21 protein-coding genes and 1 riboswitch are annotated in these 23,232 nt (G+C 72.1%); of the genes, 9 read left to right on the forward strand and 12 right to left on the reverse strand.

The window, feature by feature from the left end; all coding sequences use genetic code 11:
- Nucleotides 1-375: 375 nt before the first annotated feature.
- The 6 genes from rplS to proS form a co-directional block, all read right to left on the reverse strand.
- Entirely contained in the window at nt 376-726 is a 351-nt protein-coding gene (gene rplS, locus GFD30_RS06930; RefSeq protein WP_153024477.1) for a 50S ribosomal protein L19, read from the reverse strand.
- Between the two features lie 87 nt (nt 727-813).
- Entirely contained in the window at nt 814-1,590 is a 777-nt protein-coding gene (gene trmD / locus GFD30_RS26755) for a tRNA (guanosine(37)-N1)-methyltransferase TrmD (protein ID WP_322633024.1), read from the reverse strand.
- Nucleotides 1,587-2,099 carry a ribosome maturation factor RimM gene (gene rimM, locus GFD30_RS26760; protein WP_153024479.1) on the reverse strand — a complete coding sequence of 171 codons (513 nt, stop codon included), beginning with the start codon at nt 2,097-2,099 and terminating at the stop codon, nt 1,587-1,589. Before rimM ends, trmD begins: the two co-directional genes overlap by 4 nt.
- A gap of 63 nt (nt 2,100-2,162) precedes the next feature.
- Nucleotides 2,163-2,393, reverse strand: coding sequence for an RNA-binding protein (locus GFD30_RS06945; protein ID WP_026922808.1), 231 nt, complete (start codon nt 2,391-2,393; stop codon nt 2,163-2,165).
- Between the two features lie 3 nt (nt 2,394-2,396).
- Nucleotides 2,397-2,897, reverse strand: coding sequence for a 30S ribosomal protein S16 (gene rpsP / locus GFD30_RS06950; RefSeq protein WP_322633025.1), 501 nt, complete (start codon nt 2,895-2,897; stop codon nt 2,397-2,399).
- 160 nt (nt 2,898-3,057) lie between these two features.
- The gene (gene proS, locus GFD30_RS06955) at nt 3,058-4,464 is read right to left on the reverse strand and encodes a proline--tRNA ligase (RefSeq protein WP_153024481.1); all 1,407 of its coding nucleotides are present in this window, start codon (nt 4,462-4,464) and stop codon (nt 3,058-3,060) included.
- Nucleotides 4,465-4,618: 154 nt separating this feature from the next.
- On the opposite strand from proS, the gene GFD30_RS06960 reads away from it, so the two are divergent.
- From GFD30_RS06960 to GFD30_RS06970, 3 genes are all read left to right on the forward strand, one after another.
- Nucleotides 4,619-7,021: an HAD-IC family P-type ATPase gene (locus tag GFD30_RS06960; RefSeq protein ID WP_322633026.1), complete on the forward strand. Its 2,403-nt coding sequence runs from the start codon at nt 4,619-4,621 to the stop codon at nt 7,019-7,021.
- Between the two features lie 120 nt (nt 7,022-7,141).
- Complete coding sequence (locus GFD30_RS06965) at nt 7,142-8,101, forward strand: ATP-binding cassette domain-containing protein (protein WP_153024482.1); 960 nt, start codon at nt 7,142-7,144, stop codon at nt 8,099-8,101.
- Nucleotides 8,102-8,134: 33 nt separating this feature from the next.
- On the forward strand, nt 8,135-8,992 hold the full coding sequence (locus GFD30_RS06970; RefSeq protein ID WP_153024483.1) for an ABC transporter permease: 858 nt from the start codon (nt 8,135-8,137) through the stop codon (nt 8,990-8,992).
- Between the two features lie 71 nt (nt 8,993-9,063).
- Here the strand turns inward: GFD30_RS06970 and GFD30_RS06975 are convergent, their stop codons facing one another.
- On the reverse strand, nt 9,064-12,048 hold the full coding sequence (locus GFD30_RS06975; RefSeq protein WP_194201878.1) for an ATP-binding protein: 2,985 nt from the start codon (nt 12,046-12,048) through the stop codon (nt 9,064-9,066).
- A gap of 297 nt (nt 12,049-12,345) precedes the next feature.
- On the opposite strand from GFD30_RS06975, the gene GFD30_RS06980 reads away from it, so the two are divergent.
- The gene (locus GFD30_RS06980; RefSeq protein ID WP_153024485.1) at nt 12,346-12,777 is read left to right on the forward strand and encodes a hypothetical protein; all 432 of its coding nucleotides are present in this window, start codon (nt 12,346-12,348) and stop codon (nt 12,775-12,777) included.
- 75 nt (nt 12,778-12,852) lie between these two features.
- On the opposite strand, the gene dapC is transcribed toward GFD30_RS06980, so the two are convergent.
- Both dapC and fdxA read right to left on the reverse strand, forming a co-directional pair.
- The gene (gene dapC, locus GFD30_RS06985; RefSeq protein WP_153024486.1) at nt 12,853-13,968 is read right to left on the reverse strand and encodes a succinyldiaminopimelate transaminase; all 1,116 of its coding nucleotides are present in this window, start codon (nt 13,966-13,968) and stop codon (nt 12,853-12,855) included.
- Between the two features lie 4 nt (nt 13,969-13,972).
- Nucleotides 13,973-14,293, reverse strand: a complete 321-nt coding sequence (gene fdxA, locus GFD30_RS06990; protein ID WP_322633027.1) for a ferredoxin — start codon at nt 14,291-14,293, stop codon at nt 13,973-13,975.
- Between the two features lie 98 nt (nt 14,294-14,391).
- Between fdxA and GFD30_RS06995 the strand changes: the two genes are divergently transcribed.
- On the forward strand, nt 14,392-15,504 hold the full coding sequence (locus GFD30_RS06995; RefSeq protein WP_153024487.1) for a GNAT family N-acetyltransferase: 1,113 nt from the start codon (nt 14,392-14,394) through the stop codon (nt 15,502-15,504).
- Here the strand turns inward: GFD30_RS06995 and GFD30_RS07000 are convergent.
- Both GFD30_RS07000 and GFD30_RS07005 read right to left on the reverse strand, forming a co-directional pair.
- The gene (locus tag GFD30_RS07000) at nt 15,494-15,982 is read right to left on the reverse strand and encodes a hypothetical protein (protein ID WP_153024488.1); all 489 of its coding nucleotides are present in this window, start codon (nt 15,980-15,982) and stop codon (nt 15,494-15,496) included. The two genes, GFD30_RS06995 and GFD30_RS07000, sit on opposite strands and share 11 nt — an antisense overlap.
- Entirely contained in the window at nt 15,979-16,389 is a 411-nt protein-coding gene (locus GFD30_RS07005) for a hypothetical protein (protein ID WP_153024489.1), read from the reverse strand. Before GFD30_RS07005 ends, GFD30_RS07000 begins: the two co-directional genes overlap by 4 nt.
- Before the next feature lie 98 nt (nt 16,390-16,487).
- Between GFD30_RS07005 and GFD30_RS07010 the strand changes: the two genes are divergently transcribed.
- Nucleotides 16,488-18,248, forward strand: a complete 1,761-nt coding sequence (locus GFD30_RS07010) for a SulP family inorganic anion transporter (RefSeq protein ID WP_153024621.1) — start codon at nt 16,488-16,490, stop codon at nt 18,246-18,248.
- Here GFD30_RS07010 and GFD30_RS07015 read toward each other — a convergent pair.
- Nucleotides 18,186-19,739, reverse strand: coding sequence for a heparinase II/III domain-containing protein (locus GFD30_RS07015; RefSeq protein ID WP_153024490.1), 1,554 nt, complete (start codon nt 19,737-19,739; stop codon nt 18,186-18,188). The two genes, GFD30_RS07010 and GFD30_RS07015, sit on opposite strands and share 63 nt — an antisense overlap.
- Nucleotides 19,740-20,037: 298 nt before the next feature.
- Here GFD30_RS07015 and GFD30_RS07020 point away from each other — a divergent pair, with 298 nt between their 5' ends.
- The 3 genes from GFD30_RS07020 (at nt 20,038) to GFD30_RS07030 (ending at nt 23,058) form a co-directional block, all read left to right on the forward strand.
- A complete protein-coding gene (locus GFD30_RS07020; RefSeq protein ID WP_153024491.1) occupies nt 20,038-20,694 on the forward strand; it encodes a MerR family transcriptional regulator in 657 nt (218 codons plus the stop codon).
- Between the two features lie 76 nt (nt 20,695-20,770).
- Nucleotides 20,771-21,580: a spermidine synthase gene (locus tag GFD30_RS07025; RefSeq protein ID WP_153024492.1), complete on the forward strand. Its 810-nt coding sequence runs from the start codon at nt 20,771-20,773 to the stop codon at nt 21,578-21,580.
- Nucleotides 21,581-21,911: 331 nt separating this feature from the next.
- A riboswitch (cyclic di-AMP (ydaO/yuaA leader) is annotated at nt 21,912-22,043 on the forward strand.
- A gap of 7 nt (nt 22,044-22,050) precedes the next feature.
- Complete coding sequence (locus GFD30_RS07030) at nt 22,051-23,058, forward strand: C40 family peptidase (RefSeq protein WP_153024493.1); 1,008 nt, start codon at nt 22,051-22,053, stop codon at nt 23,056-23,058.
- The last annotated feature ends 174 nt before the right edge of the window (nt 23,059-23,232 follow it).

The raw sequence follows: 23,232 nt of genomic DNA on the forward strand, positions 1-23,232 counted from the left end.
CCCGAGCCGGGGCTGCCGGCCACCGGGCCGTCGGGCAGCCGCCCGGGGCGCCTGGGGACGGCGCCGGGAGGCTGGGGGGCGCCGGGCCCGCCGGGACCGGGGAGGCGGCTCCAGTCGATGCGGCGGTCGTCCTTCGCCCCGTCGGAGGGACCGGGACTCATGCCGTGAGCGTAGCGGAAAACGCGGGACAGCGAAAAACCCCGGGCGGATGCCCGGGGTTCCCCGAAAGTCGATGTGCCGCAGCCGAGCCCGGAGGCGTCGCTGCCGCACCGGCTCGGCTCGAAAGCCTCACCTCAATGCGCAAGGCGGCTCGCAGGCGTCGCCGCGCTGCACTCCGCCCGTTCGCAGATGCCGCCGGGCGGGCGTCGCCGGGAGCTAGAGCTCGCGGCGCTCCTTGATCTTGGTGGCGGCCTTGCCCTTGCGGTCGCGCAGGTAGTAGAGCTTCGCGCGGCGGACCTTGCCTCGCATGGCGATCTCGATCGAGTCGACCATGGGGCCGTGCACCGGGAAGGTGCGCTCGACGCCGATGCCGTACGAGATCTTGCGGACCGTGAAGGTCTCGCCCAGGCCGGCACCGTGGCGGCGGATCACGACGCCCTGGAACACCTGGACACGGGACCGGTTGCCTTCCTGAATACGGACGTTCACCTTGACGGTGTCGCCGGGACGGAAGTCCGGCACGTCGGCGCGCATGGAGGCGGCGTTCAGCTCATCCAGAATGTTCATTGGTTTCAACCCTCGGTGATAAAAGTTCAGGAGTTCCGATCCGGGAGAGGTACCGCTTGAACGAACGGCACGTCACGGGGAACCGTCTTACTCTGCCACACCCTGCCCGGGCACGGCGAGCCCGGCCCCTTCGAGGAGGAGCCGGTCACGTTTGTCGAGGCTACCCGGGTCGAGCCGTTCCAGCAAATCCGGGCGGGCCGTCGCGGTGCGAAGGAGTGCCTGGTCACGCCGCCACCGCTCGACCTTGCCGTGGTCCCCTGAAAGGAGGACCGGCGGGATCTCGTGGCCGCGCCACTCGGCGGGCCGCGTGTAGGACGGGGCCTCGAGGAGCCCGGCGTTGTGCGACTCGTCGTCGAGCGAGGCGGCGTTGCCGAGCACCCCGGGCACCAGGCGCGTGACGGCCTCGGTGATCGCGAGCACCGCGACCTCACCGCCGAAGAGCACGTAGTCGCCGATGGAGACCTCGGTGACCGGCATGCGCTCGGCCGCGTAGTCGACGACCCGCTGGTCGATGCCCTCGTAGCGGCCGCAGGCGAACATGAGCCACGGCTCGGCCGCCAGCTCGTGCGCCGTCTCCTGCGTGAACGGCCGCCCGGCCGGGCTGGTGACGAGCAGGTGCGGACGGGCCTCGCCGGCGTCGAAGACCAGCTCGTCGAGGCACTCGCCCCACGGCTGGGGCTTCATGACCATCCCGGCGCCGCCGCCGGCGGGCGCGCCGTCCACCGAGTGGTGGACGTCGTGCGTCCAGCGGCGCAGGTCGTGCACAGTGAGGTCGAGCAGGCCCCGCCGGCGGGCGCGCCCGATCAGCGAGAGGTCGAGCGGGGCGAGGTACTCGGGGAAGACGGTGACGACGTCGATCTTCACGGCAGGTCCAGCTCCAGCAGGCCCGGCGGCAGGTCGACCTTGATCGTCTCCGCCTCCAGGTCGACCTCGTCGACCATGTCGGCGACGAACGGGATGAGCGCCGGGAGCCGGCCCTTGCGCTTGACCACGAGCGTCTCGTAGGCGGCGCCGTGGTCGATGCGGCTGACGGTCCCGATCTCGCCGGCCTCGCGGTCGACGACCGCCAGTCCGATGAGGAGCGCGTCGTGGAACTCGTCGTCCTCGGCCTCCAGCTCGTCCTCGTCGATCTCCACCGACAGGATGACGCCGCGGAGCGCCTCGGCCTCGGTGCGGCCGGGCACGCCCTCGAAGCCCACCATCGGCCGGCCCTGGTGCCAGCGCACCGTGACGGCCTTCATCGGGCCGTTCCTGGTGGCGTACTCGGCGCCCGGCCGGAACCGGACCTCCGGATCGTCGGTGCGGACCTCGACGACGACCTCGCCGCGCAGCCCGTGGGGGCGCACGATCCGGCCGACCACGACCTCAGCCATGTAAACCCTTCTCGTTACAGCACAACAGCCCCGAGGCGGAACCCCGGGGCTGTTGCAGAGGACTCAGTAGGAATCGACGACCTCGACGCGGATGCCGCGGCCGCCGATCGAGCCGATGACCTGCCGCAGCGCGTTGACGGTGCGGCCGCCGCGGCCGATCACCGTGCCCAGGTCGTCCGGGTTGACCCGGACTTCCAGGCGCTTGCCGCGGCGCGAGTCGACCAGACGGACCCGGACATCGTCGGGATGATCGACGATGCCTTTCACAAGGTGTTCAAGCGCCGGTCGCAGCACGGTCTACTCCCCTTTTTCGTCGGACGCCTCGGCGGCCTCCGCCTTGACCTCTTCAGTCTTAGCGGATTCGTCGGCCTTCTCGGCGGACTTCTTCGACTTCGCCGCGGGCTTCGTGTCGGCGGCCCGGGCGGCTTCCTCCGAGACGTACGCCTTCGACGGGTCGATACCGGATTCCTTGAGGGCGGCCACGTAGAGGGCCTCCTTCTCGGTCTTCGGCTCGGCGACCTTCAGCGGTCCCGGCTCGGGCAGGCCCTTGAAGCGCTGCCAGTCGCCGGTCTTGCGGAGGATGGCCTTGACCTGGTCGGTCGGCTGGGCGCCGACGGAGAGCCAGTGCTGGATGCGGTCGGACTTGACCTCGATCCGGGACGGGTTCTCCTTCGGGTGGTAGATCCCGACGTTCTCAATGACCTTGCCGTCGCGCTTGACGCGCGAGTCGGCGATGACGATGCGGTACTGGGGAGTACGGATCTTCCCCATTCGCGTGAGGCGAATCTTCACTGCCACGTTCTTGTTACTCCTGTAATAAGGATCACGTTAGCGCAGACGCGTTCCAGGTGGAGATTCCGGATTCGTCGGCGCTGAAACCTGGCTTTGCGTCACGGTTGTTGAGAGGGCACCCGTCCCAAAGCTCATGTACAGCGACCGAGTCTAGCGCACGGGCGGATCAGTACGACCGCGCCAGGTAGGCGATGAGACCGGACTCATCCAGGGAGTCCGGCACCGAGCCGTCCTCGCGCTGCAGGACCCGGACCGTGACGGCCGATTCGGCGGCCTTGCGCTCCCCTTCGACGCCGCACGCGTCCCACGGAAGGCGGGCGTAACCGGTCTGGGCGGCCTCGACGGCGTCCTCGACAGTGGACACGTCGGCGGTGTGCGACTCCCGGAACTCCAGGGCCTCGTTCCACAGCTGCTCCTGGGCGCCCTGGAGCGCGGCCGCGACGGCCTCGGCGAGCATCCCGAGCGGGATCGTCTGCTTCGTGCCCTCGACGCGCGAGACCACGGTCGCCTCGCCGTTCTTGAGGTCCCGGGGCCCGATCTCGATGCGGACCGGGTAGCCCTTGAGCTCGGCGTCCACGGCGCGGCGGCCGAAGGCCACGTCGCCGCGGTGGTCGAGCCTCACGCGCAGGCCGTCGCCCTTGAGCTCGTCGTAGACCTTCTTCGCCGCGGACTGGACCTCGTCGGTGTCCTTGACGACCATGACGCAGACCTGGACGGGCGCGAGGTTCGGCGGGACGCGCAGGCCCGCGTCGTCGCCGTGGCCCATGATGAGGCCGCCGACCATGCGGGTCGAGACGCCCCACGAGGTGGTCCAGCCGTGCGCCTGCTTGCCGTCCTTGCCCTGGAACTGGATGTCGAACGCCTTCGCGAAGTTCTGGCCCAGCTCGTGCGAGGTGCCCATCTGGAGGGCCTTGCCGTCGCGCATGAGCGACTCGACCGCGAACGTGTTCAGGGCCCCGGCGAAGCGCTCGGCCTCGGTCTTGATCCCGCGCAGCACCGGCAGCGCCAGCACGTTCTCGATGAAGTCGGCGTACACGTCGTGGAGGATCCGCAGCGTGAACGCGTGCGCGTCCTCGTAGCTCTCGTGGACCGTGTGGCCCTCCTGCCACAGGAACTCCGAGGAGCGCAGGAACAGGCGGGTGCGCAGCTCGTAGCGCATGACGTTGCACCACTGGTTGAGCAGCAGCGGCAGGTCGCGGTACGAGTTGACCCACTTCGCCATGTACTCGCCGATGACGGTCTCCGAGGTGGGGCGGACCGCGAGCTTCTCCTCGAGCTCCTTGCCGCCGCCGTGCGTGACCATCCACAGCTCGGGGGCGAAGCCCTCGACGTGGTTCGCCTCCCGCTGGAAGTACGACTCGGGGATCAGGAGGGGGAAGGACGCGTTCTCGGTCCCGGTCTCCTTGATGCGGTCGTCGAGCTCGGCGACCATCCGCTCCCACAGCGCGAACCCGGACGGTCGGATCACCTGCTGGCCCTTCGCCGGGCCGTTCTCGGCCAGCTGGGCCTTGGCGATGACGTCCTGGTACCAGCGAGGGAAGTCCTCGCCCTGCGGTGTGAGTACATTGGCCATAATCAGGGATTCTACGGACCGGGCCCGTCCCGGCCGCAATCGGATGCGGCCGCATGGGGGCCCGGTCGCCTCCGCCGTTCGGAGGAGGAGCGAATCCGGCGTCTCGGTCGTTCGGCGGTGCTGGAGGACGGCGCGAGTCGCATAAGCTGTCGAGGTGACAACACCCATGCTGGCGGGCGACCGCGGCCTGACGGCCGCCGAGGTCGCCGAGCGCGTCGAGTCCGGAGCCGTCAACGAGGCGAAGCGCCACACGAGCCGGCCGCTCTCGGCGATCCTGCGCGCGAACTTCTTCACCCCGCTCAACGCGGTCATCGGCGTGCTGGCCGCGATCGCCATCGGCTTCACGGCCCTGGAGGACGGCCTCCTCGAGGGCCTGAAGCAGGGGCTGTTCGCCGGCGTCATCATCGCCAACATCGCCATCGGCACGATCCAGGAGCTGCGCGCCAAGCGCACGCTCGACAAGCTCTCGCTGATGAACCAGTCGAACGCGAAGGTCCTGCGCGACGGCGAGATCCACGAGATCGAGCCGAACCGGATCGTCCGCGACGACCTCGTCTACATCGAACCGGGCGACCGGATCGTCGTCGACGGGCCCGTGGTCGAATCCCGCAACCTCGAGATCGACGAGTCGCTGCTCACCGGCGAGGCCGACCCGGTCGCGAAGGCGCCCGGCGACGAGGTCCGCTCCGGGTCGTTCGCGGTGGCCGGCACCGGCCTGTACCGGGCCGAGCAGATCGGCGCCGACTCCTACGCCGCCAAGCTCGTCGAGGAGGCCAGCAAGTTCACGCTGGCCCGCTCCGAGCTGCGCGAGGGCATCAACCGCTTCATCAAGCTCATCAACTGGCTGATCGTGCCGATCGCGCTGCTGCTCATCATCAGCCAGCTCGCCGACGCCGCCAACTGGCGCCAGATCATCGTCCGCACCGTCGCCGGGATCGTGCCGATGATCCCCGAAGGACTCGTGCTGCTGACCTCGGTCGCGTTCGCCGTCGGCGTCATCCGCCTCGGCGCCCGCAAGTGCCTCGTGCAGGAGCTGCCCGCGATCGAGGGCCTCGCCCGCACCGACGTGCTGTGCCTGGACAAGACCGGGACGCTCACCGAGGGCGGCATGGACGTCGACGAGATCCGGCCCATCGACGGCACCGACGGCGAGGGCGTCCACGAAGCGCTCGCCGCGCTCGCCGCCGCCGACGACAGCCCCAACCCGACCATGCAGGCCGTCGCCGAGCACCTGCGCGAGCAGCAGGTCGAGGACCCGAAGTGGCGCGTCATCGACGTCATGCCGTTCTCCTCGGCCCGCAAGTGGTCCGGCACCCGCTTCACCGACAAGGGCACCTGGCTCCTCGGCGCGCCCGACGTCCTGCTCGACCACGACGACCCCGTCGCGCTCGAAGCCGACGTCCTCGCCGCCCAGGGACTGCGGGTCCTCGCGCTCGTCACCGCCGAGACCGCCTCCACCACCGGCGGGGTCGCCGGCGTGAAGGCCCAGGCGCTCGTCGTCCTGCGCCAGCGCCTGCGCTCGACCGCGGCCGCGACCCTCGCCTACTTCAAGGAGCAGGGCGTCGCCGTCAAGATCATCTCCGGGGACTCCCCCGCGGCCGTCGGCGCGGTCGCCGCGCAGCTCGGCGTCGAGGGCGCCGCGGACACCGTGGACGCGCGGCGCCTCCCCGAGGACCCCGAGGAGCTCGCGGACCTGCTCGAGCGCTCCACGATCTTCGGGCGCGTCCAACCGCACCAGAAGCAGGCGTTCGTCAAGGCCCTCCAGTCGCGCGGGCACACCGTCGCGATGACCGGCGACGGCGTGAACGACGTGCTCGCGCTCAAGGACGCCGACCTCGGCATCGCGATGGGGTCCGGTTCGGCCGCGGCGCGGTCGGTCGCGCAGGTCGTGCTCCTGGACGACGAGTTCGCGACCCTGCCGCACGTGGTGGACGAGGGCCGCCGGGTGCTCGGCAACATCGGGCGGGTCTCGAACCTGTTCCTGACCAAGACCGTGTACGCGATCTCCTTGGCGCTGTTCATCGCCGTCGGGGCGACGGTCGCGTGGATCGCCGGCGGCGAGCCGCTGCCGTACCCGTTCCTGCCGATCCACCAGTCGCTCATCAACCTGTTCACGATCGGCCTGCCGGCGTTCTTCCTCGCGCTCGCGCCGACGTTCGAGAAGGCGAAGCCGAACTTCGTGCGGCGGGTCCTGAAGTTCGCGATCCCGGCCGGGATCTGCTGCGCGGTCCCGACGTTCGCGGTGTACCTGGCGGCGCTCGCGCACGACGGCTACGACTCGGACCTGCCGCAGACGACCGCGGCGATCACGCTGTTCGTACTCGCGCTGGTGGCGCTGGCGCTCACGGCGCGGCCGTACGTGTGGTGGAAGGGCCTGCTGGTCGGCGGCTGCGCCGGGGCGTTCCTCCTGGTGCTGGCGGTGCCGCCGTTCGCGCGCTTCTACGAACTGCAGCTGCCGGGTGCGTGGAACACCACGGCGGCGATGATCGCGATCGGCTCCGGCACGGCGGCGCTGCTGTTCTGGCTGGTCGTGCGCCCGAAGCACCTGCGCGACTGACCGCTGCGACGCATCGGCGAGGCCCCGCTACACGCGATGTAGCGGGGCCTCGCGGTTTCTGGCGGGGCGTGTAGCGCCTCCTGGGTGAGAGCAACTGAGCGAATCACCCAGGAGGCGGACATGTCGCAGCGCGACCTCGCGATCCGAGCCGAAGGGCTCGTCAAGCACTTCAAGGACGTCAAGGCCGTCGACGGCGTGGACCTGGAGGTCCCGGCCGGCACGGTGTACGGCGTGCTCGGCCCGAACGGGGCCGGCAAGACCACCACGGTCCGGATGCTGGCCACCCTGCTGCGTCCGGACGCCGGGAGCGCGACCGTGTTCGGCCGCGACCTGATCGCCGACGCCGCCGCCGTGCGGTCCCAGGTGAGCCTCACCGGGCAGTACGCGTCGCTGGACGAGGACCTGACCGGCGTCGAGAACCTGATCCTGCTGTCGCGCCTGTACGGCTACGCGAAGCCGGCCGCGCGGGAGCGCGCCGCGGACCTGCTGGAGGCGTTCGGCCTGTCGCACGCGGCCGGCAAGCAGGTGAAGGCGTACTCCGGCGGTATGCGCCGGCGCCTGGACATCGCCGCGTCGATCATCGTGACGCCGAAGCTCCTGTTCCTGGACGAGCCGACCACGGGCCTGGACCCGCGGAGCCGGAACCAGGTGTGGGAGGTCGTCCGCACGATCGTCGCCGAGGGCACCACGGTGCTGCTGACGACGCAGTACCTCGAGGAGGCCGACCAGCTCGCGAGCCGCATCGCGGTCATCGACACCGGCAGGGTCATCGCCGAGGGCACGCCGGGGCAGCTCAAGTCGTCGGTGGGCGCGGGCTCGATCCGGGTCCGGCTGCACCACGCGGACCAGCGCGACCACGCGCAGGCGGTGCTCGCGGGCGCGCTCGGCGCGGACGTGGAGCTCGACGACGACCCGGTGTCGGTCACGGCGCGGCTCGCGCCCGGCGAGGACACCGCCGCGCAGGGCTCGCAGGCCCTCGGGGAGCTGGCCCGCGCCGGGATCCTCGTCGACGACTTCTCGCTGGGCCAGCCGAGCCTGGACGAGGTGTTCCTGGCCCTCACCAACCGCGTCCAAGCCTGAGCGACGCACGGACTTCAAGGAAGGACTACCGCAATGACCGTTACGCAGACCGACACCAAGTCCGATGCCGATGCTCCGGCACCGGTCGAGAAGGAGCACCTGCGCCGGCTCCTGGCGACGGGCGAGCGCCCGGCCGCGCCGAGCGCGTTCACGTCGGCGCAGGTGTTCGCCTGGCGTTCGATGCTGAAGATCAAGCACGTGCCCGAGCAGCTGTTCGACATCCTGCTGTTCCCGATCATGATGCTGCTGATGTTCACGTACCTGTTCGGCGGCGCGATCGCCGGCGGCACGGTTGACTACCTGCAGTTCCTGCTGCCGGGCATCATGGTGATGAGCATCGTGATGACGACGATGTACACCGGCATGAGCGTGAACATTGACATCAACAAGGGCGTGTCGGACCGGTTCCGGACGCTGCCGATCTGGCGGGCCGCGCCGATGGTCGGGTACCTGCTGGCGGACCTGTTCCGGTACGCGGCGGCCGGGGCGATCATGTTCGGCACCGGGATGATCATGGGCTACCGGCCCGAGGGCGGCGCGGCCGGCGTGCTCCTGGGCGTGGCGCTGCTGCTGGTGTTCTGCTTCTCGTTCTCGTGGCTGTGGACCTGGCTAGGCCTGATCACGCGGTCGGAGAAGACCGTCATGTCGATCTCGATGTCGATCATGTTCCCGCTGACGTTCCTGTCGAACATCATGGTCGACCCGTCGACGATGCCCGGCTGGCTCCAGCCGGTCGTGAAGAACACGCCGATCAGCCAGCTCGTGGACGGGGTGCGGGGCCTGTTCGACGGGAACGTCGACTCCGGCTCGGTGCTGACGACGCTCATCTGGTCGGGCGGGTTCATCGCGGTGTTCGGGTTCCTGACGATCAGGGCCTACAACCGCAAGTAGACCTCATTGCAACACCCGGCGGGGCCGGGCGGGCGGCGGCCCGCCCGGCCTCACTGCGCTGCGGGGATTCACTAAAGCGTCCATTTCGGAGCGTCGGGGCCGGGGCGGTAGGCGCAGGCGGAGCCGGTGGCGACGGCGGCCCGCAGGTGCGCGCCGAGGGCGGGGTGGCCGTCCTCGATCTTCCTGAGCGTGTTGCGGATCCGGTTGGTGACGGTCTTGCGGGCCCGCTCGTGGTTGTCGCCGAGGCGCCGGGCGCGGCCGCCGAGCCCGGTGGCGGTCTTCAGGTGCTCGATGAGGGCCCGGCGCTCGTCGTCGAGGGCGGCGGCGCGGGCGTCGTCGCCGACGGCGGCGGCCGTGTCGATCTGCTCGTCGAGGGTCTCCAGGTGCTCGCGGAAGCGGGCGCGCGACTCGGCGTCGAGGAGGTCGTCCCCGCCGAGGCGGGCGTCGGCGGCGACCGCTTCGGACGGGTCGAGGAGGTCGGTCGCGGCGATCTCCTCCCCCGGGTGCGACAGCAGCTCGTGGAGGTCGGCGAGGCCCTTCGCGTGCGGCAGGTGCAGGACGGTCCCGGCGTACGCGAGGGTCCAGGTGGGGCCCTCGCGGCGGAACACGTCGCCGGATTCGGGGGCGGGGGCGGGCGGGGCGTCGAGGCAGGCGAGCGCGGCGCGGGCGAGGTCGGACCAGGGGGCCGCGCCGAGCCGGTCGGCCTGCGCGGCGGCGGAGGCGAAGTGCGCGCCAGCGCGGTCGCGGTCGCCGAGCGCGGCGGCGAGCGACCCGAGCCAGTGGCTGACGGGGCCGCTGACGCTGGTGCCCCACATGGCGACCAGCCATTCACCTTCGTAGGGGGCGAGCCGGTCGTAGAGGTCGCGGGCGAGGTCGGTGTCGCCGTCGGCGATCGCGAGTTCGGATTCGAAGCGCAGCCGCAGCGACTCCCAGGAGCCGTACAGGTCGGTGCCGGCGTCGAGGCGGGCCTTGACGCGGCGGGCCGCGGCGAGGTCGCCGCGCCGGACGGCGGTGATCCCCGAGAGCAGGTCGGCGTGCCAGTTCCCGAACGTCGAGCGCCACGTCTCGGGGACGGGGTCGGGGACCTCGCCGCGCGCGAGCTGGAGCTCCCATTTGATGTGGGTGAGGATGTCGCCGTAGGCGCGTTCCTGGTCGGAGCCGGTGAGCGCGTGGTCGAGGTGGGACTCGGCGGCGTCGAAGCGGCCCTGGACCATGTCGATGATGGCCTGGTCGATGTGGACGCCGCCGCGCCAGCGCTCGGAGTCGCTGTTCTCGGCGAGCGCGCGGAACTCGGCGAGCTGCGGCAGGAACGCCGGGTCGCCCTGCTCGAGGAGCACGACCCAGCGGAGCGAGGACGACATGAGCCGCATCTCCTCGTCGCCGGTGCGGCGGGTGATCTCGGCGAGCTCCTCGACGATCTCCTGGCGCTGGGCGGCGGTGCCGGGGCCCCAGTTGGAGGCGTGGGTGGCCCACAGGCCGAACGAGATGTCCTCGTCGGAGCCGGACTCGCGGGCGGCGATCATGTAGCGGTAGAGGAGCTGCCGGGTGAGTGCCTCGTGGCCGAGCGCGGGGTCGGGGGCCTCGCCGGTGAGCCGCTCGTAGGCGAGGGCCTTGACGCGTTCGAGGTCGTCGAGGCGCTCGTCTTGCGGGACCTCCATGGCGGCGCGGGTGAGGAGCATCGGGTCGCCGGAGTCCTCGGCTTCGCAGAGGGCCTGGTCGTAGTGGCGGCGGGCTTCGTCCTCGCGTTGGAGCCAGCGGATCGCGCCGGCGAGTTCGAGGCGGATGAGGACGCGGCGGCGGACCATGTCGGGGGTGCAGCGCTCGAGGGCGCGGCGGTAGTGCTTCTCGGCGCCGCCGGCGCTCATGCAGACGTTGGACTCGGCGCCGGCGCGGACGAGGAACTCGACGGCGGTCTCGGGGTCGAGGTCGTCGCCGGCGAGCCAGGCGTGGTGGGCGATCTCGGTGGTGAGCATGGTCTTCTGGAGGGATTCGTCGGCGGCGAGGGCGCGGACGATGCAGCCGTGGTGGTGGGCGGTCTCGGCGTCGCTCATCGAGTGGTAGAGGGTCTCGCGCACGAGGTCGTGGACGAAGACGTACCGGTCGCGTTCGCGGCGGATGAGGCGGGTCTGGCAGGCGGCGTCGAGCGCCGACTCGATGTCGCAGATGTCGAATCCGGACGCCTGGGCCATGACGCCGGCGTGGAATTCGCGGCCGCCGACGGAGGCGAGGGTGAGCATGCGCACGAGCGGCGGCGGGAGCTGGTCGATGCGGCGGCGCAGGGCGTCGCGCATGCCGGCGGTGGTGGCGTCGACGGGCTGGCCGGAGGCCCAGAGCTGCGCGGTCTGCTCGACGAAGAACGGGTTGCCGCCGGTGCGGCGGGTGATCTCGGCGACCGTGGGCTCGTCGGGGGCGGCGCCGACGGTGGCCTTGAGCAGGTCGGCGACGCCGTGCTCGTCGAGGCCGTCGAGGGTGATCATGGTGGCCTTGCTGACGAGCTGGAGCATCCGGGCGCGGAGGCGGTGCCCGGGGTCGACCTCGGAGTCGCGGTAGGTGCCGATGAAGAGGATCCGCTCGAACCAGGTGTGCTGGCAGGCGAATTTGAGCAGTTCGAGGCTCCCGGCGTCGGCGAAGTGGAGGTCGTCGAGGACGATGACCAGCGGCGTGTGCTGCGAGGCGGCGATGAGGAGCTGGGTGACGCCGTCGAAGAGCTCGAACTGGTTCGGGATGCCGGCGTCGCCCGATCCGAGGAGCGCGTCGACGGCGGGCGCGGGGCGCAGGGACCGCCAGGTCTCCTCGCCGAGGCGGCCGCGCAGGGACCGGAGCACTTGGAGCCAGAGCCAGTTGTCGGGGACGGCCTCGGACTCCCAGGAGGTCGCGAAGGCGACGAGCAGGTCGTCGCGGCGGCGGGCCGCGGCGTCGGTGACGAGGGCGGTCTTGCCGATGCCGGCCTCGCCGACGACGAGGACGAGGCCGCCGTGGCTGGTCGCGGTCCGGTCGACGGCCGCGCGCAGGGCGGAGGCGGGGTGGTCGCGTCCGATGAGCAGCGAGTCAGTCACCTGACCAGTGTGGCCGAAGGGTACGACGCCCGCCAGCGGGTTCCGCGGCGACCGTCGGATTTCGGACGGATGGTTTCGGATGCGATCGCGCTGCTCAGGAGGGGCGCGTCGGCGAGGATGGCGGTATCTGCCCTGCGGATTCCTCCGAAGTGACGCGAAGATCACGAAGAGTACTTAAAGTCCTACGGAAAGTTAGGCACCCTGGTGCCGACGGGCGGTCGGGTCGACTTCATTGGCGGCCTTCGAAGGCAGGACCGCACCTGAGCCGGGGGTGCCGACAACCAAGGAGCAATCCTCATGGAACAGTCCACGTCCAACGGAGTACGAAGGAACACCTGGCGCGCGGTCCTCATCGGGGCCGCCGTACCGTTCGCCCTCCTCGCCGCCGCACCGGCGGTCGGAGCGGCCGAAACCGCCGACACGGCCTCCGCCGCGACCGTCAGCAGCGAGCAGCTGCCGCCGCCGCCCGGCGGCGTACCGCCGGTGCCGGGGGCACCGGACCCGACGGCGCTCACCGACCTCGCCACCTGCCTGAAGGACCTGCAGGCGGCGCTCGACGCGAAGGCCCCGGCCCCGGCGCCCGCCCCGGCCGCCGAGCAGGCCCCGGCGCCCGCGCCGACCGTGCCGGACATCGGGACCCTGGCGCAGACCTGCAAGGACATCCTCGCAACGGTGACCGGCTCGGCTCCCCCGCCGCCCGGTGGTGCTCCTGCGCCCCCGAAGGACTGACGGGCGCAAGGATGAAGGGCCCGCGGCATCCGGCCGCGGGCCCTTTCGCATGCTCGTTCCGAGTGCGCGCCGGTGCTACTTGAGCCGCTGCGCGGCCGCCGCGACGGCCTCGTCGGTGGCGGTCAGGGACAGCCGCACGTGGCGGTTCCCCTTGGCGCCGTAGAACTCTCCGGCGGCGGCGAGGATGCCGCGGTCGGCGAGCCAGGAGACGGTGTCCCAGCAGTCCTCGCCGCGGGTCGCCCACAGGTAGAGGCCGGCGGTCGAGTGGTCGATGCGGAACCCGGCGGATTCGACGGCGGCCCGCAGGACCTCGCGGCGGCGGCCGTAGCGGGCGCGCTGCTCGATCGCGTGCTCCTCGTCGTGCAGGGCCGCGATCGTGGCCTTCTGGACGGCCCACGGGACCATGAAGCCCGCGTGGCGGCGGATCTCCAGCAGGTCGGCGATGAGGGCCGGGTCCCCGGCGAGGAACGCGGACCGGTACCCGGCCAGGTTCGAGCGCTTCGACAGCGAGTGCGCGGCGAGCAGGCCGGTGAGGTCGCCGTCGTTCACGCGCGGGTCGAGGACCGACACGGGCGGGCGCTCCTCGTCCCAGCCGAGCGTCAGGTAGCACTCGTCGCTCGCGAGGACCACGCCGCTCTCGCGGGCCCAGCGGACCAGGTCGCGCAGGTGCTCGACCGAGGCGGTCTCGCCGGTCGGGTTCGTCGGGTAGTTGATCCACGCCAGGCGCAGGCGCGAGCCCGCCGCGTCGCGCGGGTCGGCGACCGGGACGGGCTCGGCCTTGGCGAGGATCGCGCCGATCTCGTACGTGGGGTAGGCGATCTCGGGGTAGGCCACGGACTCGCCGGGGCCGATGCCGAGCTGGAACGGGAGGTTCGCGACCAGCTCCTTGGAGCCGACCGTGGGCAGGACCGCGACGTCCAGGGCGACCCCGGTGTGCCGGTGGAGCCAGGAGCGCATCGCGGCGGCGAGCTCGGGCGGGCCGGCGACCGTCGGGTAGCCGGGGCGCGCCGCGGCGTCGGCGAGGGCCTGTCGGATCGCCGCCGGCACCTCGTCGACCGGGGCGCCGACGGTGAGGTCGACCAGGCCGTCGGGGTGCGCGGCGGCGCGCTCCTGGTACGGGGCCATGCGGTCCCAGGGGAAGCGCGGCAGCCGCCGGGCCGGGGAGGCGCTGTGGAGGCGGCGCAGCGCCATCGCGCTACTCCTCTTTCTTGGGCAGCGCGGCCACGAACGGGACGTCGCTGTCGATCTTGCCGACCTTCGAGGCGCCGCCGGGGCTGCCGAGGTCCTCGAAGAAGTCGACGTCTGCCTTGGTGTACGGAGCCCACTCCTCGGGGACGTCGTCCTCGTAGAAGATCGCCTCGACCGGGCACACCGGCTCGCATGCACCGCAGTCGACGCACTCGTCAGGGTGGATGTAGAGCTTGCGGTTGCCTTCGTAGATGCAGTCGACCGGGCATTCTTCGATGCACGCCTTGTCGAGCAGGTCCACACACGGCTCGGCGATAACGTAAGTCACGAGTCGTCCTTCCTACGGTGCGCGGTCGGGCGGACTGCGCTGTGATGAGCCTAAAGCTTATTTCGGCACGCAGGCCCGAAGGATAGGGGTGCCCCCAGATGTTGGGACCGGAACACGTCGGACGCCGGGTGGCGGTCCGCATCAGGCTGGCCGACCCCGCGCCGGGCCGCCGATTCACGGACATCACCGGGGAACTCGTCGCGGCCGGGCCCGAGTGGCGGGTGCTGACCGCCGCGGGGACGGAGGTCACGGTGTCGCCCGACACAGTGGTGGCGGCGCGCGTGATCCCGCCGAAGCCGACCCCGTTCTCCGAGATCATCGCGACCGAGCGGCTCCTCAGCGACACCTGGCCGGCGATCGAGACCGAGCCGCTCGGCGGCTGGCTGCTGCGCGCCGCGGGAGGGTTCACCAACCGCGCCAACTCGGTCCTGGCGCTCACCGCGCCCGAAGGCGGCACGGACGCGGCCGTCGCCGCCGTCGAAGCCTGGTACGCCGCCCGCGGGCTCCCCGCGAAGTTCTCGATGGCCGGACCCGTCACGCGCCGCCTCGACGACGAACTCGCCGCCCGCGGCTGGGAGGCCGAGCTGGAGACCTCGGTGATGACCAAGGCGCTCAACGTGATCGGAGCCGGCGCGGTCGAGCCCGGCGAGAGCGGGAACAGCGCGGTCGGAGAAGGCAGGGTCGTAGGAGGCACGGTCGGAGGAGGCACGTTCGGAGAAGGCACGGTCGAGGAGCACGCGGCCGAAAGGGGCGCCGCCGCAGAAGGCACCGCCGAGGAGGGCACTGCCGGGAACGGCGCCGCCGCGGCCGGTGCTGCCGGGCTCGCGGGCAGGGTGGTCCTGTCGGACGCGCCGAGCGCGGCGTTCCTGGAGCAGACCGGGCGCGGGGCGCCCGAGATCGCCGAGCGGGTCTGCGGTTCGGGGCCCGGCCGGGCGTACGCGGAGATCCGGCGCGGCGGCGAGCTCGTCGCGCGCGGCCGCGGCGCGATCGCCGGGGACCTCATGGCCGTCACCAACGTCGCGACCGATCTGCGGCTGCGCCGGCAGGGGCTCGCGTCGGCGATCCTCGCGGCACTGGAGGCGTGGGGCGCCGCGAACGGGGCGGCGCGCGCCGCCCTCCAGGTGGAGGCCGTCAACGCGCCGGCCGTCGCGATGTACGGGCGGCTCGGGTACGCCGAGCGGTACCGGTACTGCTACCGGGTCAGGACTTGAGGGCTGCGGCCTTCTTCGGGTTGGCCTTGAGCTCGAAGGCGATCTGCGTGGCCTTCAGCTCGCGGCCGTACCGGTCGACGCCGAGGGCCATCACGATCAGGTAGCCCACCCAGCCCGACACGGCCAGCAGCGCGAAGTAGATCGGGACCTGGGAGAAGATCCCGTTGAGGTTCGGGTAGTCGACGCGCGCGATGAGCGGGTTCACCAGGACCGCGAACAGGGTCGCGATCACGAAGATGGTGAGCAGCTCGCCGGTGATCTCCTGGCGGCGGCGGCGCACGCCCCACCAGATCCCGGCGGCGATCGCGACGGCGGCCATCGCGCCGAACGTGTACACGCCCACGAGGTCGCCGACCGCGGTGCCCTCGCCCCACACGTTCGAGGCGATCCGGCCGCCGAGGTTCGCGGCGATCAGGCCCAGCGCGAAGCCGTAGATCGACGGCCAGTGCGGCATCAGGAGGCGGCTGAGGAGGGTCACGGTCGGGACTCCTTCGGGGCAGAGGGGGCTTGCTGCGGTCTGGGACGAAAATACCGCCACAGGGCGACGGCGATCCCGGCGGTACCGGCCAGGAGCAGCGCGTAGCCGTTGAAGCCGCTGGTGATCACCAGCGAGCCGGACGAGGTCGGCATCGAGGCGGTCAGGACCACGCCGAACCAGGCGACCGCGGTGAGCAGCGCGCCCCACCGGCTGCCGGTCCACCACACGGCGAGCGCGGCGAGGGCCCAGTTCCCGGTGAACGCGAGCGCGCCGGCGAGCGGCACGGCGATGCCGTCCCAATAGGCGGGCACCAGGAACGATTCGATCAGGGCGGCGAGGAGCGCCGCGGCCGTCACGACGACCGCGCCGCCGATGCGGACCGCCGCCTCCAGACCTCTCGCACGCACGCTGGCGATCCTACGGCAGCAAGCGAACCGGGCCGCCGCCCGGCGCGTTGGAGGCCCGCTCGCGGACCACCGGACGGGACAATACGCTCATGACCACGATGCGAGAGACAACTGCCACGAAACGTCGACGATTCCGACAGCTGTTTCCCGAGCGGTCCGATTTCGCGCACGTCCGCCGCCACTGGCACACCGACCTCCTCGCCGGGCTCACCGTCGCGGTCGTCGCCCTGCCGCTGGCGCTGGGGTTCGGGATCGCCTCGGGCCTCGGGGCGTTCGCCGGACTCATCACCTCCATCATCGCCGGGGCCCTCGCCGCGATCCTCGGCGGCTCGAACCTCCAGGTCACCGGCCCCACCGGGACCATGGCCGTGGTCCTGGTGCCGCTCGCGGCCACCCATTCGCACACCGGCGTGATGCTCGTGGGGATCATGGCCGGGGTCATGCTCGTCGCGCTCGCGTTCACCGGCGCGGGCCGGTACGCGCGGTACGTCCCCGTCCCCGTGGTCGAAGGGTTCACCGCCGGCGTCGGCATCGTCATCGCGATCCAGCAGCTCCCTCCCGCGCTCGGGCTCCCGACGCAGAACGCGCACCTGCTCACGGGCGCTTGGGAATCGGTGCGCACGTTCGCGGCGGCCCCGGACTGGGCGCCGGTCGCGGTCGCGGTCGGCGTGGTCGCGGCGATCCTCCTCGGCTCGCGGCTGCACTCGCAGATCCCCACGCCGCTCCTCGCGGTCATCGCCGCCACCGCGGTCGCCTGGTTCGCCGGCCTCGACGTCGCGGTCATCGGATCGCTGCCGCGCACCATCCCCGCGCCCGAGGCCGGTTTCCTCGACTTCGCCTCGGAGGCACCCGAACTCGTGGCAGCCGCGATCGCGATCTGCGCCCTGTGCGCGCTCGAGTCGCTCCTGTCGGCCACCGTCGCCGACAACATGACCGTCGACCAGCACCACAACCCCGACCGGGAACTCCTCGGCCAGGGCGTCGCGAACCTGGTGACGCCGTTCTTCGGCGGCATGCCGTCCTCCGGGGCGCTCGCGCGCACCGCCGTGAACGTCCGGTCCGGGGCGGCCGGGCGGCTCGCCTCGCTCACGCACGCGCTCGTGCTGGCGCTCATGATGCTCGCGCTCGCGCCGCTGGTCGCGCACGTGCCGCTCGCGGCGCTCGCGGGCGTCCTCATCGCGACCTCGATCCGCATGATCGAGGTCGGCTCGATGCTCGCGCTCGCGCGCTCGACCCGCGCCGACGCGGCCGTCATGTGGCTGACGCTCACCGCGACCGTGCTGCTCAACCTGGTGTGGGCGGTGGCGGTCGGGATCGCGCTCGCCGGGCTCCTCGCCCTGGGGAAGATCTCCCGGTCGGTGTCGGTCGAGCAGGAGCCCATAGAGACCGGCGACCACCACGACGAGGAGGCCGCGCTCCTGCACGAGCACATCGTGGCCTACCGCCTCGAGGGCCCGCTGTTCTTCGCCGCGGCGCACCGGTTCCTGCTCCAGCTCCTCGACGTCGCGGACGTGCGCGTGGTGGTCCTGCGCATGAGCCGGGTGTCCACCATGGACGCATCGGGGGCGACGGTCCTCGCCGACGCCATCCGGCGCCTGGAGCACCGCGGCATCGCGGTCTACCTCTCCGGCCTCGAACCGGTGCACGCCAAGCCCCTTGAAGCCCTCGGCATCCTCGAGCCGCTGTGGCAGCAGGGGCGCCTGTTCGAGCACACCAGCGAGGCGATCGCTGCCGCCCGGCGACGCCTCAAGGCCGACGGGCTCCTCGAGCGGCTCGAAGCCATGGACGCCGAGCGCCTACAGGAGCTCGAACCGGAGGGCGGGGGCCTCCGCGGGGAGGCCGAAGCGGAGCGCCCATAGCCGGTCGTGGACGCCGCGGTGGTCGGCCGTGTCGACCGAGTCGACGACCGCGTCCTCCGGGTTGACGCCGTGCAGGATGAGCGTCCCGCGCTCACCGGTCCACACCGCCCGGTCGCCTTCGAGCTCGGGCCGGATCCGGCTGACGAACGACTCGGTGAGCTCCGGGCCGTAGTCGCCCAAGGCGATCCCGTCGTCGGTCCACGCGAACTTGCGGATGAGCGCGCCGTCGCCGTAGGCGTCCACGTACACCTCGACCCCTTCGGGGCCGTCGACGAGTTCGGCGCGCGAGTCCTCGCCGGGCTGCTGCGCCGCGCCCTCCACAGTCGGCACCGAATGCCAGGCCGCGGACGGGTGGACCTGCTCGTACCGCTCGTCGCCGAAGTACGCGGCGGTGTACTCCCCCGCCCCGGCGTCGCACAGGAGCTGCTCGCCGTCCACCGCGATGATGAACGACCCGAGGTCGAGGTGGTTGTGGGGCTCCTCGTTGTACCCGCCCTTGACGGCGAGCGCCCACATGCGCCGGCCGATCCGGCGGCGCTCCACGAACCAGCCGACCTCCGGCAGGAGCGTCCGGCCCGGCGCGATCGCCTCGGGCAGCGGCCGGCCCCACTCGAGGGTGCGGGTGAGCGGCGCCCAGCGCGCGCACTCGTCCTCGGCGAACCGCTGCGGCCGCGAGGCCGCGGGCAGCTCGACGCCGAGCCGGTCGTGGAGGCGGGTCAGCAGCCCGGCCGGCAGGAACGGGTCGCCGTCGGTGTCGCCGAACGTCGCGAACGAGCCCGGGTAGAGCTGGGCGCGGGCCGGGAACGCCGCGATCGCCTCGTTGCCTTCGAGGAGGTCCTCGCCGGTCGCCTCCCGCCACGCCTCAGCGAAGTACGTGAAGTACCCGAACCCGTAGATCCAGTAGTAGACGCCTTCGACGCAGCCGCCGTCCGGCCCGAACGAGAACAGGTAGCTCTGCAGCGCCGGCAGCACCCGGCCGCGGATCACGTCCGTGTCGTAGCCGAGCGCCAGCGCGGCCATCCCGGCCGCGCCCGCGCACACCGCGGTCCAGTTGGAGATCCGCAGCTCCCACCAGAACGGGAACTCGGACTCGAAGAACGGGTCGAGGACGCGCTCGCGGATCTCGGCCTCGACCTCCTCGGCGCCTTCGACGTCCTCGCGCAGGCGCAGGATCTCGGCCAGGGTCTGGGCGGTCTCGCACGCGAAGAGGTCCACGCAGGTGCGCGGGTCGAAGTCCGCGCCCCAGTGGGCGGGCAGCGCCCAGGAGCGCTCCTGGCAGACGTCCTTGACGAGCGAGGACAGCGCGGCCGCCTCGCCGGTGATGGCGAGCGCGGCGAGGTGGCGGCGGCGCGCGAAGTACTGGGTCTCGTACGGCAGCCGGCGGCCGGTCGCGGCGAAGTCGTCGGCGAGCGCCGGATCGAACGCCGGCACGGGCTGCGCGGCGATCTCGCGGAGCTCGGCCAGGAGGGCCGTACGAAGGTCATTCAGCATGGCGCAGCCGTTCGGGTTCGGGGAAGGCGAGCGTAGCGAGCGCCGGACGGCGCGGGGGGCGCGGGCCGGTCCCGGCGCGGCCGTCCGGAGCCGGTGGAGCGAGTGGACGGACCCGCGGGTGCGGGCCGGTCGCGGTACCGCCGCCGGAGGTGCAGAACGCCGAGCGCGTCGGCGCCGGCGGCGCGGCGGGAGGGGTCCGTCATCGACGGTCGCCTTTCCGGGCAGGGTGGTCCAGGCCGGGGTTCCAGCCGTGGCTCAACGGTAACGCGCGCCCGCATTCCGTCATAGACTCCCTCGTATGCGCATCGGCGAGCTGTCGGAGCGGACCGGCGTCCCGGCCGCGACGATCAAGTACTACCTGCGGGAGCACCTGCTGCAGCCGGGAGAGCACGGCGAGGGCAACACCGTCGAATACGGGCCCGCCCACGTGCACCGGCTGACGCTCATCCGGGCGCTCTCCGAGACCGCGGGCCTGTCCGTGGCGCAGATCGGCGAAGTGCTCACCGTCCTTGCGCGCCATCCGGAATCGGCGTTCCAGGCGCTGGGCGCGACACTCGCGGCGACCCACCGGGACCCCGCGTTCTCGCTCGCGAGCGAAGGCACCACCGAGGCCGCCGAGCGCACCGTGGACCAGCTCCTCACCGAGTACGGCTGGGCCGAGGTGGCGCCGCCGATGTACCGCGACGCGATGGTCACGGCCCTGACCGCGTTCTACCGCTTGGGGAATCCGGACCCGCAGGAGGTGCTCGGCCACTACGCGGACGCGGCGGCGGCGCTGGCGTCGGCGGACATGGAGGCGATCGCGGAGGCGACCAGGGTCGAGGGCGTCGACGTGGAGCAGGCGGTGGTGGCGACCGTCCTGGGCGAGACGGTGTTCGCGGCGCTGCGCCGGATCGCGCACATCGCGGCGTCGGCGCGGACGCAGGAGGGCCAGGGGCCCTCGGGCACAATCTAGGAAGCGCACCGCCCGCCGGTCGCCCCCGCTCCGCCGGGCCGCCCCGGTCCACTCCCCGAGAACGATTGACTCTCCCATGCAGGACGCTCTCCGCTTCGACCGCGATCCCGACCGCCCGAGCCTGCTGCACCTCGTCTGCGACGGGGTCGTGCAGGCGACGATCGACCTCGACGACCCGTCCTACCTGGACGCCGAGTACATGCAGCGGATCGCCTACCTCGTCGACGCCGTCGCCGAGCCGAAGCGGCCGCTGCGGGTGCTGCACCTGGGCGCGGGCGGGCTCGCGATGGCGCGGTACGTGGCGGCGACGCGGCCCGGGTCGTACCAGCAGGCGGTCGAGACCAACGACGAGCTGATCGAACTGGTCCGCGCCGAGGCCCCGCTGCCGCGCGGCGTGAAGGTGAAGATCCGGCGCACCGACGCGCGCGAGGCGGTCGAGTCGGCGCCCGACGGCAGCTACGAGCTGATCATCAGCGACGTCTACGACGGCGCGCGCGTGCCCGCGCACGTGACCGGCGTCGAGTTCCTGCACCAGGTGAACCGGGTACTCAGGCCGGGCGGGCACTACGCGGTGAACCTCTGCGACGGCGGGCACATGAAGTTCCTCAAGCCGGCGCTCGCGGCGATGCGCGAGGTGTGGCCGCACGTGGCGGTCATGGGCGAGCCGGCGGTCCTGCGGGGGCGCCGATTCGGGAACGTCGTGGCCGCCGCCTCGGGCGTCGGACTCCCGGTCGCGGAACTGCGCCGCCGCTGCGCGGGCGCGGCCTTCCCGTGCCGGGTCCTGGAGGGCACGGAGCTGCGCGAGTACATCGTGGGCGCCGCCCCGGCCACCGACGCGAAGGCGATCCCGTCCCCGCCCCCGCCGCGGTCCCTCCGCAGCTTCTGAGCGCGGGCCGGATTCGGTAACGCGAGCGGGCCCGCGAACCGTCCCGGCGGACGGTCCACCCGCAGGTCGGCCGTTCGGACAATAATCCCGGAGGATAGCGGCCCTGTCTCCCGGCCCGTCACGCCTGTCCGGTCCCGGGCAGTGGTGGCGTTCACACCGAACTTGGCGATGCGAGTCACCTTGTATTAGCGTCGGCGCCTGTTCCGGTCGGGTCCTCAGGGCTCCCCCAGAGACCCACCCGTCCGGACCGCCGAGCCGCGCCGCGCATGCCGCCTGTCCCTCCCGGTACAGGGCGAAGCACCGCAGCGCGGGCCGGGGACCCAGCCGCGCCGTCCCCTCCGCGCCGAACCGGCGCACCACGGCGCATGGGGTGAATCCCGCCCGGACGCGAGTCCGAGCGGGTAGGGCGATCTTCCCTGCCCGAACCCGACAGCTAACCCGGTAGGCGGCCGAGGAAGAAAGGCCACCCCGTGGCTCAAGCCTGCACAGACATCGCACATCGTTCCCGCGCCGCGGCGATCCTCCGCCGCGTCGCCGCCTACACCGGCGTCACCGTCGCCACCGTCGGGCTCGTGACCGCGTTCGCCGGCAGCCGGGCCCACGCGGCCGAGATCGACTACGACGCCGCGTCCGCGTCCGAGATCCAGGACCACATCGAGGACCTCGAGTCCCAGCGCGACGAGACCGGCGCCGCCATCGACGGCCTCCAGGCGCAGCTCGACGCCGCCCAGGCCGTCGTCACCGCCGCCGCCGCGGACTACGGCTCCAGCGACGTCCAGCTCACCTACGTCACCGCCGCGGTCCAATCCGCCGACGACGAACTGGGCGCCAAGGTCTCCACGCTCGTCGAGTACGCGCAGGAGCAGTCCGACAAGTACGCCGAGGCCCAGGAGGCCGCCGAGCGCAGCGACGGGCTCGAGACCCAGATCGCCGACCTCGAAGCGCAGGCCGGCAAGCTCGACGCGCAGATCCAGGAGGCCGAGGCCGCGTACGACGAGGCCGCCGAGGCCGAAGCCGCCGCGGCGGCCGAAGCCGCAGCGGCCGAAGCCGAGGCGGAAGCCGCGGCCGAGCAGGAGGCGGCGGCCGAGGTCCCCGCCTCGTCGTCGTCCGGTTCCGCGGCCGAGTACAGCGCCGACGCCGCCACCGCCGCGGTCCAGTTCGCGCGCGACCAGCTCGGCGAGTCCTACGTGTTCGGCGCCGCCGGCCCCGACACCTGGGACTGCTCGGGCCTGGTCACCGGCGCCTACGGCGTCTCCGGCATCTCGCTGACCCACTCGACCTGGGCGATCTGGGACGAGACCAGCGCGATCGGCCGCGACGACCTCAAGCCGGGCGACCTGGTGTTCTACAACGGCCAGGGCCACATGGCGATCTACATCGGCGACGGCCAGGTCATCCACGCGCCCAAGCCGGGCGACGTCGTCAAGGTCTCCGACCTCGACATGGGCATGTCCATCGACGGCTACCGCCGCGTCTGACCGACCGATCGGAGCCGATCCAGGCGGCATCGCGAGCGTTCCTCGGCTCGCCTGCCGCCCCGGCTTCGATACCGCCCGGCGCCTGCGACATCGCCGGGCAGTCCTGGGCCGCCCGCTTCCGCCCCCGCCTCCCGCCAGGCGGCCGGAAGCGGGCGGCCCAGTCGTCGCATCCCT

Source organism: Glycomyces albidus, assembly GCF_009451885.1.
In the GTDB taxonomy this organism is placed as follows: domain Bacteria; phylum Actinomycetota; class Actinomycetes; order Mycobacteriales; family Micromonosporaceae; genus Glycomyces; species Glycomyces albidus.